The organism is Lunatimonas sp. (assembly GCF_020832325.1).
Lineage (GTDB): Bacteria > Bacteroidota > Bacteroidia > Cytophagales > Cyclobacteriaceae > Lunatimonas.
This window is the reverse complement of record NZ_JAFIEU010000008.1, coordinates 100903-117686: the sequence shown is the minus strand read 5'-3', so window position 1 is coordinate 117686 and position 16784 is coordinate 100903. Positions and strand designations below refer to the sequence as shown.

The following is a 16784-nucleotide window of genomic DNA, read 5'->3' as shown; positions in this document are numbered from 1 at the left end:
ATGGGTTGTTAGATAAGTTCGTACAATATACCTCAAAAACTTTACCCTTGCAACGGGGTAGATCTTTGAAGTTCAGTTTAAGAAACCGACTGGTTGCAAGCCTATTGGTTGATTGGAATTAATTGAATAAGGATTCCCCAGTTTAGGGAACCTGTTGATACCCCTATACCACTACGATCCTGTGCCCCCCTTGGGACTTCATCTCCCCGATTGGGGTGGCATCTATACCGTTCGTTCGAAATAAAGCCTCTACCGTTCTTTGAGCAGATTTTTCTACCGCAACCAATAACCCACCGCTCGTCTGTGGGTCGCTGAGAATCTCTTTATTGCTTTCTTCTCTTAGGCGAACGTGATTACCGTAACTGTTCCAATTTCGGTAGGTTCCGCCCGGTACATATCCTTGGGCAAGATATCCATGTACTTCGTTGAATACCGGCACCTTGTCAAATTCAAGTTCCGCAGACAAGTTGCTGCCCTCGCACATTTCAAGCAGATGGCCCAGAAGCCCGAAACCAGTGACATCTGTCATAGCCCTGACTCCGTCGATCTCTCCCAATTCCCTTCCAATGGAATTTAGGGTTGTCATGGACTTAGCGGCAATGCCCACATGCGCTGAATCGATGCCCCCTTTTTTCTCAGCGGTAGCGAGTATGCCCACTCCCAAAGGCTTCGTCAGATAGAGCATGCATCCCTCCGTCGCGGTATCATTTCTTTTCAAATGCTTCAGGTCAATCTTTCCCGTGACCGCCAACCCAAAAATTGGCTCGGGACTGTCGATACTATGCCCACCAACAAGGGGACTCCCTGCCTTCAAACAGATATCCCGCCCGCCGGCAAGTACCCGTTGGGCTATGTCAGGTGTCAACTTATCAATCGGCCAACCAAAAATCGCAATGGCCATGATTGGCTGTCCGCCCATCGCAAAGACATCGCTAATGGCATTGGTCGCGGCGATTTGACCAAAGGTAAAGGGGTCATCTACAATCGGCATAAAAAAATCGGTAGTTGAGATGATGCCGGTACCATCTCCCATATCATATACCGCCGCATCGTCTCTGCTGCTGTTTCCCACCAAGATGTTGGGGTACTGCACCAAGGGATTGTCCGTCTTTAACATCTCGGATAATAGGGCCGGAGAAATTTTGCAGCCACAACCGGCACCGTGGCTATAGGCAGTTAATTTAATGTCTTCCATTATTAGTTAATTTAAGAATTTTCAGGGCATTTTCGCGATGGGCCGTGGTCTCCAAGTGGATGTACAACGTGTTTCCTCCTTCTCTTTTTTGTAAGCCCTTTAGGTAATAGTTGTCGTAATATTCCAATGCCATAAGGGCAACGTGGTAATAATCTTTCCGGTCTAAAAATCCCAGCATCTCCTTGGTACGTAAGCCTCCGAGGCGCTTGGAAATCCGAAGGATCCCCTCTCTTAACGTAGCATCCCCGCTGCTTGCATAGCCTTCTACCAAATGATGTACCCGTTCTTCAATAGGTATCTGCATAAAGATAAGCCCTGCGGTCCGCATCTGATTAAAAAAGGCCCGGGGTATCTTCACATTGCCAATGTTGTGACTTTCATCTTCTACCCAGATAGGCCGGTCCAAGTCCAGCTTACTCAGCTCGAAAGACAGGTTATTTTCAAATTGCTCCACACTGGGCTGATCATCCTGACCGATGCCCCCAAAGGCAGAACCCTTATGCCGCGCTAGGCCTTCTAGATCAATGACTTGTTCTCCATTTTTTTGCAATTCTCTGAGAATGAATGTTTTTCCGCTTCCTGTATACCCCCCTAGCAGATGAATCTTTCGTGGCACTTCAAAGCTATTGAGCACCCAATTTCTATACGCCTTGTAGCCTCCATGGACCAAGTTGACCTCATGGAAACCATTTGCTGCCAGGTGTTCCCCAAAGGCCTGACTACGCATGCCTCCCCGCCAGCAATGAACGATCACTTTCCCCTGTGGTGCGACCTCAAAGGCCCCGGAAATAAACTCGTCGAGCTTGGGGGTCACATAGGTATACCCTAAGGAAATGGCAGCCTCCTGGGACTGCTTCTTGTAAACGGTCCCCACATGTGCCCGTTCCCGATCGGAAAACAAAGGGATATTGTATGCACCCGGAATATGGCCCTTTTCAAACTCACCAGGAGACCGAACATCGATTATAGGAAGGTTTCTCGTGAAAGAATCACCAATATCCAACTTTAACAGCATGGCCGAAGTTAATCATAATTATGAATGAAGGAATCTAGGATAGCTAAAAAAACAGTGGAGACTATATCGGCCTGAAACACTATGGGTAAAACTGCTGCGCAAACATAAAGTTTACTAGGAAACCCACGTGGATAAAAGGCCAACTAAATTCTGAACAGATTCTTGGCCAATAAACCGATATCATACCCATACAAACTCTCACATAGACCTATTCCTAGTCGATAAAATGATAACTTATTCTGTTTCTCAATGAAATCCTACTTCTAGTTAGCCTATATTTATTTTCTAGAAACCGACACTCGGCTTATGAAAAATTACTTCGTCCAAACAAAAAAATACTGGGTATCCGATGCCTCCTTTGTGACATTACTGGGCATGCTGGTATTCACGGTTTTTATACTACCGGTACTAATAGACAGGAAAGAGGACACGGCAATTTTCTTGAATTTCATGTTCATCCTCCTCTTTTTTGTCGGCGTTTTTTCGTCCCACAGAAAGAGCTATCTGGTTGCAAGTATTTCTTTACTCGCCTTGCACCTAGGGTTGCGATTGATTCGGTTTTCTGACAACCCCTACGAGTTTTATCTTATGGAGCGACTGGTGATCATATTGAATCTAATTCTCTTGGCGATCATCAACATCAGTTTGCTGTTCCGCGATCAGGAGATCAACACCTATCGAGTCATCGGTGCTGTCAACGTTTACTTGCTGCTGGCATTAGCGGGAGCTTTCGGATTTGAACTTATTCACCTGACAACCGGCCACGCAATCGAAGGGGATATTGCATTGATGGGCAAAGACGGGGACTACGGGACCTACATTTATTTCAGTCTTGTGTGCATCAGCACCGTGGGCTTTGGGGACATGTATGCAGGCGGTATCGCCGCCAAAATGCTAGCCTCCTTCCTGTCGGTTTTAGGTATTTTATATCCCGCGGTAGTCATTTCAAAACTGGTATCCATCGCTGCAGAGCAAAAGAAATAAATGACAACTTATTACCCTGAATAGCTCCCCAGTCACCAGCGGTGGGTAGTAGAAGTTTTACAGGTATAACAAACTGTGACACTTACATCAGCCGTTGCCTAACGAAAAAACTTGAATTATGTTTTTCCAAAACTGTATTCTGATCTACACAAAATTACACATACAAACCCTTCTCTGAATGAGCAAAAAACCAGTTTTGATGGACAGCGTGTAAAGCGCATCAATAATTCTTTCTTAAGAAATCTGTAATCTTACTTTCGAAGGTATGATAGGGTGGGAAAATTGTACTTGTCAAACCAACTAAGGCTGAAATAAAAACGTTAGGGCAACAGGCATCAACTAGAATCTCGCTATCTCGAATAGTTATTTGAGCTCCAACTGTGGCAGATTTTCGTACAATGATACTTTTCTGAGGTATAGAGTAACAGGTATATACCGCATAATCTGAAAATTGTACAATCAAAGTCGCAAGCAATTCGTCGAAGCCTGGTATTTTTTTTGCTTGAAGTATCATATTTTTCTCGGGTTCAAACTACAAAGTACAAATAAATACTGAATATCAAGTGATGTGGGTTCAACTATCCTTGCTCAAAACCGATCGTTTTCAATATCGCCATAACGACAAAAAGCAGTAAAAAAATCGCCCTGGAATACCAATCCCAAGGCGATTAACGAAATCAAAACTGCTATCAAAGAACCTACCTATCCAGCGCATCCAAGGCCTTCTTAACCGAACCGGCTGACAGAAGTCGCTCTTTGGCTTCGGCATAGTCGGTTATTCCGGAACGCTCCATGAGCATCCGAACCGCGCGGTCGGTAATCTTGTCGTTGATTAGTAACACATTCACCATCTTATTATCCTCCACCCGGCCCAACTGCACCATGGTGGTGGTACTGATCATGTCAAAGATCATCTTTTGCGCTGTGCCACATTTCATCCGCGTGCTGCCGGTGATAAACTCCGGACCCGTAATCACCTCGATGGGCAAATCCGCATGCGCCGCAATAGGAGATTGCGGATTACTTACCAGACAGCCCGTAGGGATACCATTTGCCTGGCACGCCTTTAGCGACTCCAATACAAAAGGCGTCGTCCCACTGGCAGAAATACCGAGCACAAAGTCCTTGGTCGAGACCTGCTGTGCTTGTAGCGCATTCCAACCTGCTTCCCGGTCGTCCTCCTCCTCTTCCCTGGCTTCAATTAAGTACTCCACGCCACCGGCCAGAATCACGTTCACCATCCCCTTGGGTACTCCATAGGTGGTAGGTAGCTCGATGGCATCGAGCACGGAAAGACGACCACCACTGCCTGCACCAAGGTAAAACAAGCGGCCACCAGCCTGAAGTTGCTCCACAATTTTTTGGATCACGGCATTGATCTGAGGCAAAGCCTGCTCGATGGCCAAAGCCACCTTTTTATCTTCCTGATTGATTCGAGCGGTTAGCTCGGCTACAGACATCTTCTCCAGATGTCTGTACAATGAATCCTGTTCGGTAATCTTTGTCATAGTTCGTTTTATGGCTAAATAGCACTAGGCCCCGACCCATCGGTAGCGGTGTCCCCGGAATGCTGTTTCAAATACTGTACGTCCGCTTGCAGCCGCTGATAAAACAGTGCAAAATCGGAACTGTGAATGATTAAATCAACCCCTCGCTTTACCCATTGAATTTGGCGTTCGGGAGATTCGGAAAAATGCACCCCCACGTGCAGCCCCCTGTGCTTGCAGGCCTGAACGATCGCATCTACGGCTTTCACAAATAGCGGATGATCGTACTGTTCCGGCAAATCCATGCTCACCGACAGGTCATGGGGGCCAATAAACACCGCATCCAGGCCCTCAACAGATAGCAATTCCTCCAGCCGCTCCAGGGCAGGCACACTCTCAATATTGGCAATGCAGAATTGATTCCGGTTGTACTGGTTCAGGTAGTCGAGTAGCGAGGGGGCCACTGACTCCTCGCCCCGCAGGATACGGGCCAAGCGCGCCCCTTTCAACGGCCGGTATTTGGTGGCACCTACCAAGTCCCTGATCTCGTCCACGGACTCCAGATAAGGCGCTACGATCCCACCCGCCCCGGCATCTATCATCTGACAAGCCAGAAAGGGGTCGGGTTGGGGAATGCGGACAATGGGAAAAACCCCCGAAGCCCGCAACACCTGACACAGCTGCGAAACCTGACTACGATCCAGAGCGATATGCTCGGTATCGATAAAAACGAAGTCCAAACCTACCCCTTCCCAGACCTTTGGCCATAGTGGGTTGAAGGCGGTTACGCAGGTACCATATACCCGTTGTCCTGTACTCAGTTTGTCGGTAAACCTCATGCCTTTTTTTGGAACGTCCTTACGGCGCAGAAATTACACCCAAATACCTGCCCATCCAATAAGGAAGTAGCCAAATATCCCCGGGACTGTTCTCCGATCGGCCCATTCCTCCCGCATCTAACCCAAAACGGTTGGCGTTGTGGCGGCGTATGGGAAGCTCATCGGGCGGCAATACTTCGGTGAGTGTTTGCCTACGGAAATTCTCAGCGATCGGGGTAACGTCCTTTCGGTGGCTGTTCTGCACACTCCAGTTGATCAGGTCCAAAGGGTACTCCTGCAGGTACCACACCGCCTCCTCCAGGTCAAAATTATCCGGTGCAACCAGCGCGGTGAAAATATTCCACAGGCCCTCCTTTTCCGGCCGTTCGGACTCCCAGTGGTCAATGATCGATTCTTTGTATTTGGCTTTCAGCGTATCGTTAAAGGCATAGCGGTAAAGGCCCCAATACCCTAGGAAATACATCTCATCGTCTGAGTGATTCCAAGACTCAGACAGCATCTCTGCCCATTCGTCCGTTCCTTCTTCCGCCTTACCGATTAGCTCCATCGGCACCATCATATTTTCCAAGTACCCGTGATCGTTCATCAGCTCAAAAGCCTTGGTCTTGTAGATTTCCTTTTGGGTAAAGTGATAGGCTGTTTGCAGCATGGAAATGATGTTGGATGAATTAAGCTTCCGGTCTCCTACCATGCGGGGGAAATTATTGACATAATCCGGATGCCATTTGCCCCAAAGCGTGGGCTTCCCGTCGTAATCGATCAGGTACCAATCATTCTCGACAATATGTTGCATGAGTGCATCGATTAAACGAACGGCCTGATCTTTCACTTCCTGATCCTCCACCAGCTCGGCAATCACACCAAACACAAAGGCGTGCCCAATGGCCTCATCACTGCTGGTAGTGGCCTTCCAGTCCCACTCGGGATGACTAGCCGGTTGCCAACGTTCAGGATCCGACAATTGGTTGATGTAACCCCTTCTGGCAAACGAACGCGAAGGAAACCCCTCTATGGGATTGATGGTATACAACCGCTCCATGGCATCCAGGGATTCCCGAATGTTCTGAAGTGCTTCCTCCTCGCCAGTCACCGCATATCGAAACGCCTCACCACCGAGGTACATGGACGTCCACAGGCCGTCGTTGTCAGAATCTCCCAAACGGCCAGAATTGATGTTTCCTTTTTCCATGCCCACCAGGGTGGCATTGAATCCGTACCGAATATGTCTCTCACGCATTTGTCGGTCAAAATACTCGGCTTTTTGGTGAAGGGTATGCTCAAAAAACTCTAGCTTAGCCAGGCCCTTGTCGGTAAGAATCAACACGTCTTTTCCTTGACCCGGCGCCAAATGGGCAACCCGATCTCCCGGTAGCCAACGTTCGCCATAATAGTAGTTAAACCGGCCATCTTCCTTTTGCATAAAAGCCCCTCGGGTAGATCCAAACCAGAGCTGGCCATGAATTTCTGCGACAGCCGTCAACTCCGGCCAGGGCAGACGGTTGTTACGCTCTCCCAGCTGCTTCCAAGAACCGGTATCCACTTGAAGATAACCATCATTGGTGCCAATAACCAATTGCTGTCCTCCGTTGGTCAGTGCAAAACTGGTAAAGCCGGAACCTGAAAACACCTCGCTGAGGACGTTGGAACCGGCGGCAAACGTCAGCACCTTGGTAGGAGTTAGAAGATAAAACAGTTCCTTTTGGGCGTCATACTCCATTGCCAATGCCGCTCCTGCGCTCAGGCTTCCGCTCCACACCTGGGTAGAATCCGCAAAGTACCCCAGAGCTCCCTCAGCGGCTACTAGGAATGAAAAATCCTTTCCCGGCTGAAACAACGTAGCTTTGGAAAGAGCATGCTTCACAAACAATGACCCGGCCCATGCGTTGCTGAGAACTGACCGATCATCCAAATAGACAAACTGGTTTTGGTAAATGGTCAGATCCTTAAGATTCTTGTCTTTCATGGGAAGGTAAGTACGGTCGTCAATCAGCGAACCTGGATACAAAAACTGCCCGTCGTGGGGCCGGAGAAGGCCCTGATCCGATAGCACCTGCACCGTACCGTTTCGATCCATGTGTACCTTCTTCAAGATAGCACCTGCCTCGTCAAAATAATACTTGACACTGATCTCCTGTAGAAAGGGGGAATCTACATGCACCGAACGCCCCGGTTCCGGTCTGACCCCATCCTCTGATACTTTTCCGCAGGACCCTAACGACATCAGGGCCAGGGAAATAAAACAACCCAAAACTATTTTCTTCATGTATATGATTATTTGTTCTTCAATGGACATTGTTTGATTCCGCCTTCGATGGGGATAGGCTGCTTTGCCATGCCCCTTCACAATGCAATGCAGGATATGGGGAATGCAATGGGGCACTTTCTTTCCCTGACTGGTTCGAACGGACCTTGAAAGCGAAACGGTTTGGTAATAGGAAACGAGAAATTTGCTGGGGTAAAAGAAATTTGTCCGCCCAGGCAAAGCCAAAAGCGGACAAAACTTACCTAACCTAACTACATGAGTGAACCAGATTACCTGCCTAAACAGGATCAACAACCACACTCGCCTATAATACCGATCGGGTGGTTTTTCGTACTATCGGAGCGAAAAAAAATCTCCATTTTTTTTCCAGAACTAATCCTTGTACCTAACTATCTTCTTGGTATTCACCCGCAGGTATTTGATTGACTTGCGGTCGCCGGCCTCGTGGAAGGAGTAGCTGATATGGAGGTTCCCTTTTCCATCCTCTACTAGGCTGGGATAGGAGTGACCTCCTTGACCTTTTTCGCCGTCCTCCAAATATACCTTCCACTTCCAGGATTCGCCCTCGTCGTCTGATAGGTAAAGCGCCACGCGGTACCTGCCATCGTCCACGTCATTGCCCAAAAAAGCCCAATGACCGGAGCTCAACGCATGGAGTTCTACGCTGGCTGTATTGGGAATATCGGTCTTTTCAGACACCGTCCAGGAGTATCCGTTGTCTTTGGAAAGGCTCTTGTGAACGCGGGCCGGGGCATCTCCGCTGTCCCTCATATACGCCACGATGGTGCCGTCCGACTTTCGGGCAAATGCCGGCTGTATGGGACCCCGTCCCACGATGGGTAGACTCGGTGTCCATGTCTCTCCTCCATCGTCTGAAATCGCCGCGAGCGAAAAATTATATCCATCCGAATACAGCGGAAGCAAGATCCTCCCGGAAGGCAAAAACAAGGGCTTGATACGGGTCATCCACCCAATGCTGCTCTTTTTACTGTCCTTAGACGCTTCGATGATCATGTCGTCGTACGAAGGCGCGTATTCTGCCCAGCCGGCCCCCGTATCGGGCATTTCTTTAAACCGTGCTTCCACCTCTTCGGCAAACTCGGTCCCCGGTTTTAGCAAGATATTGTCCTGCCAATCCCAGATAGGTGCACCGGCATTGCTGTAGTTTGAAGAGGTTCTTACCCGTAAAATGGAATGTTCCCAGCGGTTGGCCTGCACCGCAATCCACACCAAGAATAACTTTCCATCGGGATTCAGAAACAGCACAGGGTTACAATCCGGCAGGTGGGGTGTGTCGGCCATCAAAAAGGGAGGCCCCCACTGCTTATCCCTCTTCCGGAGGCGGGCACCCATGATCCGGACATCATCAGATTTACGTTCCCCAGACCCCTGAAACCATGCTGCCAACAGGTCGCCATTTGGCAACTCCACCAAGGTGCTGCCGTGGGCATGTTCCTGCTGTATAGGAAAAATCAACTGTTCCTCCTCTACCGCCACTTCTTTGGGTACTATCTGCCCGTATACCGGCAGCATACTCGCCAAAGCAAGTACTCCTATCATTGCAATCCGAACCATCGTATGTTGGGGTTGATAATCTATTGGATCTGAGAAAAACTATTGGACGCGCTTGCGACGCTCCATAACTTCCTGCCAAGTAGTAAGCAGAATCCCCTCTGCCTCCACATAGGCTTTCAATTCGGGATCAATCATTGCCAGCATATCGGCATATCGGGACCCTCCGGACCCACTGATACGGTCAAACACTTCGTTGTCTCCGTTGCTATGCACGATAATCATCGCCAAACCAGGCTCCATTTGCGAAAGCACCTCCTTGAACTGCTCAGTCTTGTACTTGCCCCACTCCTCGGCCGTCGGGTTCCCATCGGGCTTCCAGTTACCACTTACCGAGTGCAGGTCGTCGAGCACCGGCAAACCAAGACTCCATATCTTTTTACCGATCTCTGGTGCTTGCACCATCAGGTCATTCTTGGGCAATTCCATGCCCTCTACATACGTTCCTTCTTTCTTTAGGCGCTTGATCAGGTTATCATTCATCGACAGACCCAACAGCTTATTGTTCCCTCCTGGAAACATAACCGGGATACGGTATTCGGCACCTACTTTGATATAACGCTCCAAAAACGGTGCGTGATAAAACAAGGTGCCCATGTGACTGTCTAAGTGGGTAGGCTTTAAGCCCAGGGCAAGCGCCCGATCTACCTGCGCACGGATCTCTAGCTCTATTTCATCGGGAGAGGCGTTTTTCACCACCTCTTCTACCGAGCGCCAAAGTGCACCCTCTGAATCCATCAGGGTAGGAACCACGTCGCGGCCCGCTACTGGATGCCACCTATAGTGTCCCCACTCGGAGGTGAGGGTCAGATGCACCCCGGCATCCATGGGTTCCTTGATCGCATATTGCGCGAAACTCGCCGACCAGGGACAGGGAAACATGATACTGCACGAGGTGGCCACTCCTTCTTCAATAGATCGGATGGTTCCGGTGTTGGATTCATACGACATACCCGCATCATCTACGTGGAATATCACCACTTTGACTCCAGACGGGTACCCCAATTTCTCCGCATACGTCTGTCCCTCTTGTGCCAAAAGCTGCGTTCCAAACGCCACAACCATCACGAGCAAAACTCCTAACTTCAACATGTTTCTAATACTTTGTTTTTACCAATTATTCCCGAACCAGTTCGCCTTTCCAGAAAGCAATTCGCTGTCTGTTCCAGGTATAACAACCCACCAGCTTACCATCCTCATAAAAGATTGCCGGATAGGAAAGCTCGTCTTTTTCATTTTCACCTTTTTCGATATCGTATCGTACAGGCCAGGTTTTCCCGTTGTCCTCGGAAATGGCCACTGTGATGGGGTACCGCTTGCCCCAGTTACCGGATACAGGATTGAAAATAAGCGCTAGCTTTTCGCCGCCCAACGGAGCAATGTCAATTCCTGAGTTATTATTGGGTAGATCGGTAACCGTTATAGGTGACCAGGTTTTACCATAATCCTCTGAATCACTGCGGCAAATATATCCGCCAGAGCTTCGCATCAGCATGTGCACATGGCCGGGCTTAGACTCCCATAGGGCTGGCTGAATCACGCCTTCCCCTGTAACCTTCTCCCTGTCCAGCTCCAGCTTTTCCGTCGCTTCCCAGGTTTTGCCGCCATCTTCACTGCGGTCAACGATCACATCCCAAACCCGATCCCTTTCCAGCGATGCAGGGGCCAGCCAGGTTCCGTCAGAAAGCACCAATAGGTGATTTCTCACCGGGCCTCTGCCTCCGATATCTCCGGGTACCAACTCACGTGCCTCAGACCAGGTACTTCCTTTGTCCTCGGAGTATTGTACCCAAGTCTCCCAATCGTCGATCTCCTTCCCTACTTTAAAATACAGGTACATTTTCCCATCAGGTGCATTAAACAAAACGGGGTTCCAGTGAGGGTCGTTTCGAATCTTGGCCACCATCTTTGGCTCCGACCAATCGTTCAACTTGCCTTGGGACAACCAAATCCCTACGTCATCGTGCTTTTCGTACGACCCAGCAAACCAAGCAACCATGTAGGTGCCATCACCCAACGGGGCAATCGTGGATGCATGGCACTGCGCAAAGGGTCTGTCATCCCCAAAAATATGCTCATACTCCAAGGTATTGATGCCGACAATTTTGGCCTCGGCCACCTGCTCGGCCTGAGCAGTCGATTCGGAAGCACCTCCTCCGCAGGAAGCGGTACAGGCAAGCAGGGCTACCCCAGCAGCCGTCAATAGAAAACGATTCATATAGTTACTTCAATAGAGGATTTGTGGGATAGGAGTCGATCACGTTGCCGTCTTCATCCACGGATATGATATTAAAACTGCTGCCTTGCAGGGTTACCAAGGTAAATGCGCGCACCGACTGAGCGGCATCCAGGTACCAGGTTGTTTCAGGATCGTGAATCTCCCGAGGACTCGTACCCCAAGATCCATCACCGATGTAAACGACCCCGTCCTGACTTACCTCATTATTCTTGATGGGATAGGTTCGTTTGTATGCGTGATCGTGGTTTTCAAACACCAGCTTCACACCGGCCTTCTCGATAAGTGGCAGCCAATGTTCTCTTACACGGGATTGCGTAGTGCCGTTAAAATCCCTCACTGAAGGATAGGCCGGCACGTGGTGCATGGTGATGATTTGGGTAACATCGTCCCGGATAGCCAGTTCCCGTTTGAACCATTCGGTTTGCACACCATCCACTGGATTGGAATGGTCAGAGTCCAGCAGGAAAAAACTGAAATACTTCCCAAAGTCTAAGACACCATAACCAGGCTGATTGGGAAAGGCAAACAACCCGTAATAGAAGGGTGCAATCTTGGCCCTGCTGGCATCGTCAAATGCAAAATCCTCGTGCTTGGCAAAGGAACCTCCTTGCACCTCGTGGTTGCCTATACCCACTACAACGGGGATGATCCTGCCATCTTCCCGTATCAATGTGTTTTTGACGGCGTCAAACCAGGCATACCAGCGGATGAGGTTTTTGGGATCACCATTGGCATAGGCTAGGTCACCACCGATGACAGCAAAATGTGGGTCGTACTTGGCCACTTGGGTGTTGGTTTTTTCCATAAATGCTTGATCGTGCATGGAATCTCCGCCAATGGCGATACGGATGGAAGCCTTGCTGATATCGGCGGGCATGGTATTGAAATAATACTCTCTGCCTTGGCCCCCAAACTGTATGCTGTAGGAGGTCCCCGGCTTGAGATCGGAAAGGGCTACACGGTGAATGCTTCGGTCTGAAAACGGAAAGGGTAGTACTTCACTGGTTTTTGTTTGCCAGGTTTCTGCACCCTTTTCCTTCAAAAGAAGCTCTTTGGGTGTATTAGATTCTAGGTGCCAGTCCACCACCATGGTGGTGAGGGGATCCTCTTTCCAAGTCAAAAATATGCCCAAGGGCTCCTGCTGTGCGGTGGCCCCAAAGGTGATGAGTGCAAAGGCTATGGCGAACAACTGCCTTGTGAACTTGTTAAGTGTAAATTTCATGTGTTTGGGTATTAATGAAGTGCTGTCCTGAATATTTGGGACATTGGTTTAGTTTTAAATACGCAGTAGTAGCCTGAATGGGCTATTCTGTGCAGTTGCAGGATGTTAAAAAAACCCGGAGGACAGACCCTCCGGGTATGGTAAAGGGAAAGCAAATTACCAGGCGTAGGCCATGGCCGGCACATGCGCTGCATTCAACATGAAGTTGTGCAGTTTGTAATTTTCGATAAATGCAGGTAAGTGCTCACTGCCGGGACCAAACATACCGAGCTCCACGTGATCGGAGGAGTGGCCGGTACCTGCCCAGCCAATGCCTGTATAGGGCATCTGAATCTCCGAAAACAGCTTTAGCGGGATCTTGCCGGTATCATACAGCCCCTCGTCATTCACCACTTGATAATTCTTTAGTATGGCAATGGCTTCCTCCGGCTTGATGGTAATTCCTTGGTAGGAATTGATCAGGTCAATCACCTGATCCGGGGTATTGTCTCCATTCAACTGCTTGAGGATCCACTCGTTGGATCGGGTGGCAGTAAACAGCGTTCCAAACTTTCCTTTCACACCGCCGTCAAAAAGCCCGGGATTGGCATTCCCGTGGTCGGTGGTCATAATCACCAGCGTTTCGCCATCCTTGGCTGCAAAGTCCAACGCGATGCCAACGGCTTCGTCAAAGTCAATTTGATCGTACAACAACGCGGCCGCATCATTTCCATGAGCTGCCCAGTCCACTTTGCCACCTTCAATCTGCATGGCAAACCCATTCGGGTTTTGGCTTAGGATTTCTATCGCCTTTTTGACCATCTCTCCCATCGATGGAGTCACTTTCTTTACCTCGGGATCATTTTCCCTATCGATGGCGTAGGGCATACCACCCTCACTAAAAACCCCCAACAAAGGTCCCTTGCCTTGAACCTTCATCAGTTCTTCCCGGTTTTTTGCTACTGAAAAACCCGCCGCCCGAAAATCTTTGTATAAATCCTTTTTATCTTCACGCTTACCACCATTGAAAAGCTCGTCGCCCCCACCCAACATCACATCGAAACGCAGCTTAAGGTATTTCTCCGCGATTACGGGCATCGCATTACGGCTCTTTTCGTTGACGCAAAATGAGGCCGGTGTGGCATGGGTAATCTGTACCGAAGTAACGCAGCCCACCGATTTGCCGGCAGCCTTGAATTTTTGCAGGATGGGAATCGGCTCCTCACCGTTTGCACCGATGTTCAGGGACCCGTTGGGTACACGCATACCTCCTCCCCAGGAACTACCGGCGGCCGCAGAATCCGTTACCACCGAGTTTGAAGAAGCCGTCTCCATCAGGGCACGTTTCAGAATATTACCCTGATAAGAGCCCACCCAGCGGCTTTTTCGACCTTCTTTTTGCTTCAAAAGAATATCTGCCATATTTAGTGTGCCGGTGCTCATCCCATCGCTCACCAAAAAAATCACGTTTTTGGCGGTTTTTCGGAAGGCATCTTCCGTTTGTGCTGCAAAGGCAGACCCTGCGCCCAATGCCGTGGCGCCCAACGAGGCAAATACCCCTTTTCTAAAGAAATCCCGTCTTTTCATATCTATTGTATACAATTGCTTTTCAAAGGTAATATCGAGGCACTATCCTGCCTAGCGCCTAAAGTTATCATTTTATGATGAATAGCTTCCCACCTTTTATGGAATTACGTCCAAGTACCTACCCATCCAATAGGGAAGCAAAAACTCGTCTCCGGTGAGCTCGGTGGCGCCTCCCCTGCCAGAATCCAAGTCAAAAGGATTGGCATTGTGCCGCTCAATACTCCGCTCATCGGCATGCAACAACACATCGGTGGTTTGTCCCCTGAAGTTTTCCTCCAGGAAATTGAGGTCTTTTCGGTGAGAATTCTTCACCTGATGCCTAACCAACTGCCAAGGAAACCCCTCCAAATGCCAAAATACCGAGGGGCGGTCAATTGCACCCTGCGTGCCATATGTGATCAAACTCCAAAGTGCGTTTCTCTCCGGCAACTCAATCCTCCAGTGGTTCTCAATCACCCATTCCCAGTCCTTTTGGAGTTCCTCGTTGAAGGCATAATGGTACAGCACCCAGTAGGTCAGAAAAGCCATTTCATCGTCCGAGTGATTCCATCCCCCATCTCCCATATTGTGGCCTTCGAAGTAGACGTCAGGAGTAGACCGGATCCTAGATAGATCGATGTTGATATTTTCCAAATAGCCTTCTTCTTCCATCAACCTATATGCTTCTGTCCGGTAAAGCTCCTTTCCCGTAAGCGCATAACCCAACTGCAATCCTGCAATGAGGGTCGTGCTTCCCAGCTTCCTATCAACTACTGTTTCCGGGTATGAATTGATGTATTCCGGATTCCATCTGCCCCAAAGTGTAGGTTTTCCGTCAATATCTACAAAATAATAATTATTGTCAATCATATGCATCAGTATCTCGTCGATAAAGGCTGCCACACGGGTGCGCTCGGTTTCGGTTTTTGCCACAAACTGGTCCATCACCGCCGCCACAAAAATGTATCCCACAAACTCATCACTGCTGGTATGCCCCTTCCACTCCCAGCCTTCATCCGGAGATTCCCGCCATTTGGTGGGGCCAGAAACCTTGAAACCGGCACGCTCGAAGGTGCGGGATGGAAATCCCTGCAATTGATTGATGGAAAGCAGCCGCTCAAATGCCTCAAAGGACTCCCAGGCATACCGCTGCGCTTTGCTGTCTTGCGTAACGGCATACTTAAAGGCCATACTGCCCAAATAAAAAGAGGTCCAAAGCCCGTCGTTGTCATCATCCACCAGAACCGATTTTCCCAGATTTTCAGGATCCTTTACACGCGTTTCGGTAGAAAATCCAAAGCGTATATGCCGTTGTCTAATCTTTGACTCGAAGTGGTCCGCCTTTTCGGCCAAGGTCATTTCTTTAAATATCAGGTGATTGATCCCGCTTTTAGTGAGTAAATAAGCATCTCCTTTCGAATCAAATGCCATATCCATCACTTCATCCTCCATCAACCAACGCTTGGACGCGTAATAGCGGAAATTCCCATCGGGAAGACGCCTAAAGGCTCCCTGATCTGTTCCTGCCCAGACCATTTCGCTACTTACCGAAAGATACTTCACATCCGGAACGGGCAAGTTTTCCTGCCAAGGAACCAATTGGGTCCGATTACTTAATGAAAAGACCGCATAACCTGTAGAGGTTCCCGCGATAACTTCAGCTCCCCGAAAGGCGAGGGCTTGAAGTCCCTTCACTGCGAGGATCTCTTCCAATTGGTTGTTCCCATTTACCCGAAACACCTTGTCGCCTGCCTGCACAAAAAAGACTCCCCTATGCACATAGACCTCCTGAACCTGGCCGGATACCTTCCCTAACTCCACCAATCGACCGTCCTGAAACAGCGCAGCCTTGCCGCTACCTGTAAGCAGTACATTCCCATCTGCATTGACGGCAAACCGACTATAGGTCCGCTCCGGCAATCTACCAAATGGCTTACCTGCCCGGGCATTGCTGAGAAACCGGTCTTCGTACAGATAATAGAGGTAGCCTGTATCCTCCTGAATGGTGAGATCCAAGGGTGTTTTTCCAGCTAGGGAGCTGTACCTATTGTCGGGTATCAGTTGACCCTCAAAAAGAAAATAAACTCCCTGATCACTCAACACAAACACCTGATCGTCGTAGTCGATCACCGTTTTAGAAAAATTGGGTAGAAGTCTCTTGTCCTGCACACTATACTTCGCCGAGATAGTTTGAATAAAGGAATCTCCCTGTGCATACATCTGAGTACTGCATAAAGCAAATGCTACGGACACCAGGAAGTGAAAAACACGATTTTTTACCATAATAAAATATATTCCAGTATATTGTAAGCTGATTTTTTAACCAACGCCGGTCATAAGTTGCCGGGTAACGGCATGTATTACGGAAAAAGGACGATACGGGCTATCCGCAAAATTGTACACAGGGAAATAGCCCAAATGCC

12 protein-coding genes are annotated in these 16784 nt (G+C 49.1%); 1 reads left to right on the top strand and 11 read right to left on the bottom strand.

Annotated elements, in window-relative coordinates; all coding sequences use genetic code 11:
* Positions 1-163: 163 nt before the first annotated feature.
* Both selD and mnmH read right to left on the bottom strand, forming a co-directional pair.
* Positions 164-1198 (bottom strand): selenide, water dikinase SelD, encoded by a 1035-nt coding sequence (gene selD, locus JJU34_RS02505; protein ID WP_366512664.1) that lies wholly within the window; start codon positions 1196-1198, stop codon positions 164-166.
* A complete protein-coding gene (mnmH, locus tag JJU34_RS02500; protein WP_228690743.1) occupies positions 1182-2210 on the bottom strand; it encodes a tRNA 2-selenouridine(34) synthase MnmH in 1029 nt (342 codons plus the stop codon). The genes selD and mnmH overlap by 17 nt, the downstream gene beginning before the upstream one ends.
* Positions 2211-2516: 306 nt before the next feature.
* Between mnmH and JJU34_RS02495 the strand changes: the two genes are divergently transcribed.
* Entirely contained in the window at positions 2517-3194 is a 678-nt protein-coding gene (locus JJU34_RS02495) for a potassium channel family protein (protein ID WP_228690742.1), read from the top strand.
* Positions 3195-3892: 698 nt separating this feature from the next.
* Here the strand turns inward: JJU34_RS02495 and JJU34_RS02490 are convergent.
* The 9 genes from JJU34_RS02490 to JJU34_RS02450 form a co-directional block, all read right to left on the bottom strand.
* Positions 3893-4702: an N-acetylmuramic acid 6-phosphate etherase gene (locus JJU34_RS02490; protein WP_228690741.1), complete on the bottom strand. Its 810-nt coding sequence runs from the start codon at positions 4700-4702 to the stop codon at positions 3893-3895.
* A gap of 14 nt (positions 4703-4716) precedes the next feature.
* On the bottom strand, positions 4717-5520 hold the full coding sequence (locus tag JJU34_RS02485) for an aldolase/citrate lyase family protein (RefSeq protein ID WP_228690740.1): 804 nt from the start codon (positions 5518-5520) through the stop codon (positions 4717-4719).
* A 19-nt stretch (positions 5521-5539) separates the two neighbouring features.
* On the bottom strand, positions 5540-7783 hold the full coding sequence (locus JJU34_RS02480; protein WP_228690739.1) for a hypothetical protein: 2244 nt from the start codon (positions 7781-7783) through the stop codon (positions 5540-5542).
* Positions 7784-8155: 372 nt separating this feature from the next.
* On the bottom strand, positions 8156-9358 hold the full coding sequence (locus tag JJU34_RS02475) for an exo-alpha-sialidase (RefSeq protein ID WP_228690738.1): 1203 nt from the start codon (positions 9356-9358) through the stop codon (positions 8156-8158).
* A 39-nt stretch (positions 9359-9397) separates the two neighbouring features.
* A complete protein-coding gene (locus JJU34_RS02470) occupies positions 9398-10447 on the bottom strand; it encodes a polysaccharide deacetylase family protein (RefSeq protein ID WP_228690737.1) in 1050 nt (349 codons plus the stop codon).
* 25 nt (positions 10448-10472) lie between these two features.
* Entirely contained in the window at positions 10473-11573 is a 1101-nt protein-coding gene (locus JJU34_RS02465; protein ID WP_228690736.1) for a sialidase family protein, read from the bottom strand.
* Between the two features lie 4 nt (positions 11574-11577).
* Positions 11578-12816, bottom strand: a complete 1239-nt coding sequence (locus JJU34_RS02460) for a fibronectin type III domain-containing protein (RefSeq protein WP_228690735.1) — start codon at positions 12814-12816, stop codon at positions 11578-11580.
* A 156-nt stretch (positions 12817-12972) separates the two neighbouring features.
* Positions 12973-14382: an alkaline phosphatase gene (locus tag JJU34_RS02455; protein ID WP_228690734.1), complete on the bottom strand. Its 1410-nt coding sequence runs from the start codon at positions 14380-14382 to the stop codon at positions 12973-12975.
* A 96-nt stretch (positions 14383-14478) separates the two neighbouring features.
* Positions 14479-16644 (bottom strand): hypothetical protein, encoded by a 2166-nt coding sequence (locus JJU34_RS02450; RefSeq protein ID WP_228690733.1) that lies wholly within the window; start codon positions 16642-16644, stop codon positions 14479-14481.
* Positions 16645-16784: the final 140 nt, after the last annotated feature.

What these genes read in the sequence shown, in the direction of transcription:
- mnmH (WP_228690743.1), bottom strand. Translation starts at nt 2,210, where the DNA reads ATGCTGTTAAAGTTGGATATTGGTGATTCTTTCACGAGAAACCTTCCT.
- JJU34_RS02495 (WP_228690742.1), top strand. Translation starts at nt 2,517, where the DNA reads ATGAAAAATTACTTCGTCCAAACAAAAAAATACTGGGTATCCGATGCC.
- JJU34_RS02490 (WP_228690741.1), bottom strand. Translation starts at nt 4,702, where the DNA reads ATGACAAAGATTACCGAACAGGATTCATTGTACAGACATCTGGAGAAG.
- JJU34_RS02485 (WP_228690740.1), bottom strand. Translation starts at nt 5,520, where the DNA reads ATGAGGTTTACCGACAAACTGAGTACAGGACAACGGGTATATGGTACC.
- JJU34_RS02480 (WP_228690739.1), bottom strand. Translation starts at nt 7,783, where the DNA reads ATGAAGAAAATAGTTTTGGGTTGTTTTATTTCCCTGGCCCTGATGTCG.
- JJU34_RS02475 (WP_228690738.1), bottom strand. Translation starts at nt 9,358, where the DNA reads ATGGTTCGGATTGCAATGATAGGAGTACTTGCTTTGGCGAGTATGCTG.
- JJU34_RS02470 (WP_228690737.1), bottom strand. Translation starts at nt 10,447, where the DNA reads ATGTTGAAGTTAGGAGTTTTGCTCGTGATGGTTGTGGCGTTTGGAACG.
- JJU34_RS02465 (WP_228690736.1), bottom strand. Translation starts at nt 11,573, where the DNA reads ATGAATCGTTTTCTATTGACGGCTGCTGGGGTAGCCCTGCTTGCCTGT.
- JJU34_RS02460 (WP_228690735.1), bottom strand. Translation starts at nt 12,816, where the DNA reads ATGAAATTTACACTTAACAAGTTCACAAGGCAGTTGTTCGCCATAGCC.
- JJU34_RS02455 (WP_228690734.1), bottom strand. Translation starts at nt 14,382, where the DNA reads ATGAAAAGACGGGATTTCTTTAGAAAAGGGGTATTTGCCTCGTTGGGC.
- JJU34_RS02450 (WP_228690733.1), bottom strand. Translation starts at nt 16,644, where the DNA reads ATGGTAAAAAATCGTGTTTTTCACTTCCTGGTGTCCGTAGCATTTGCT.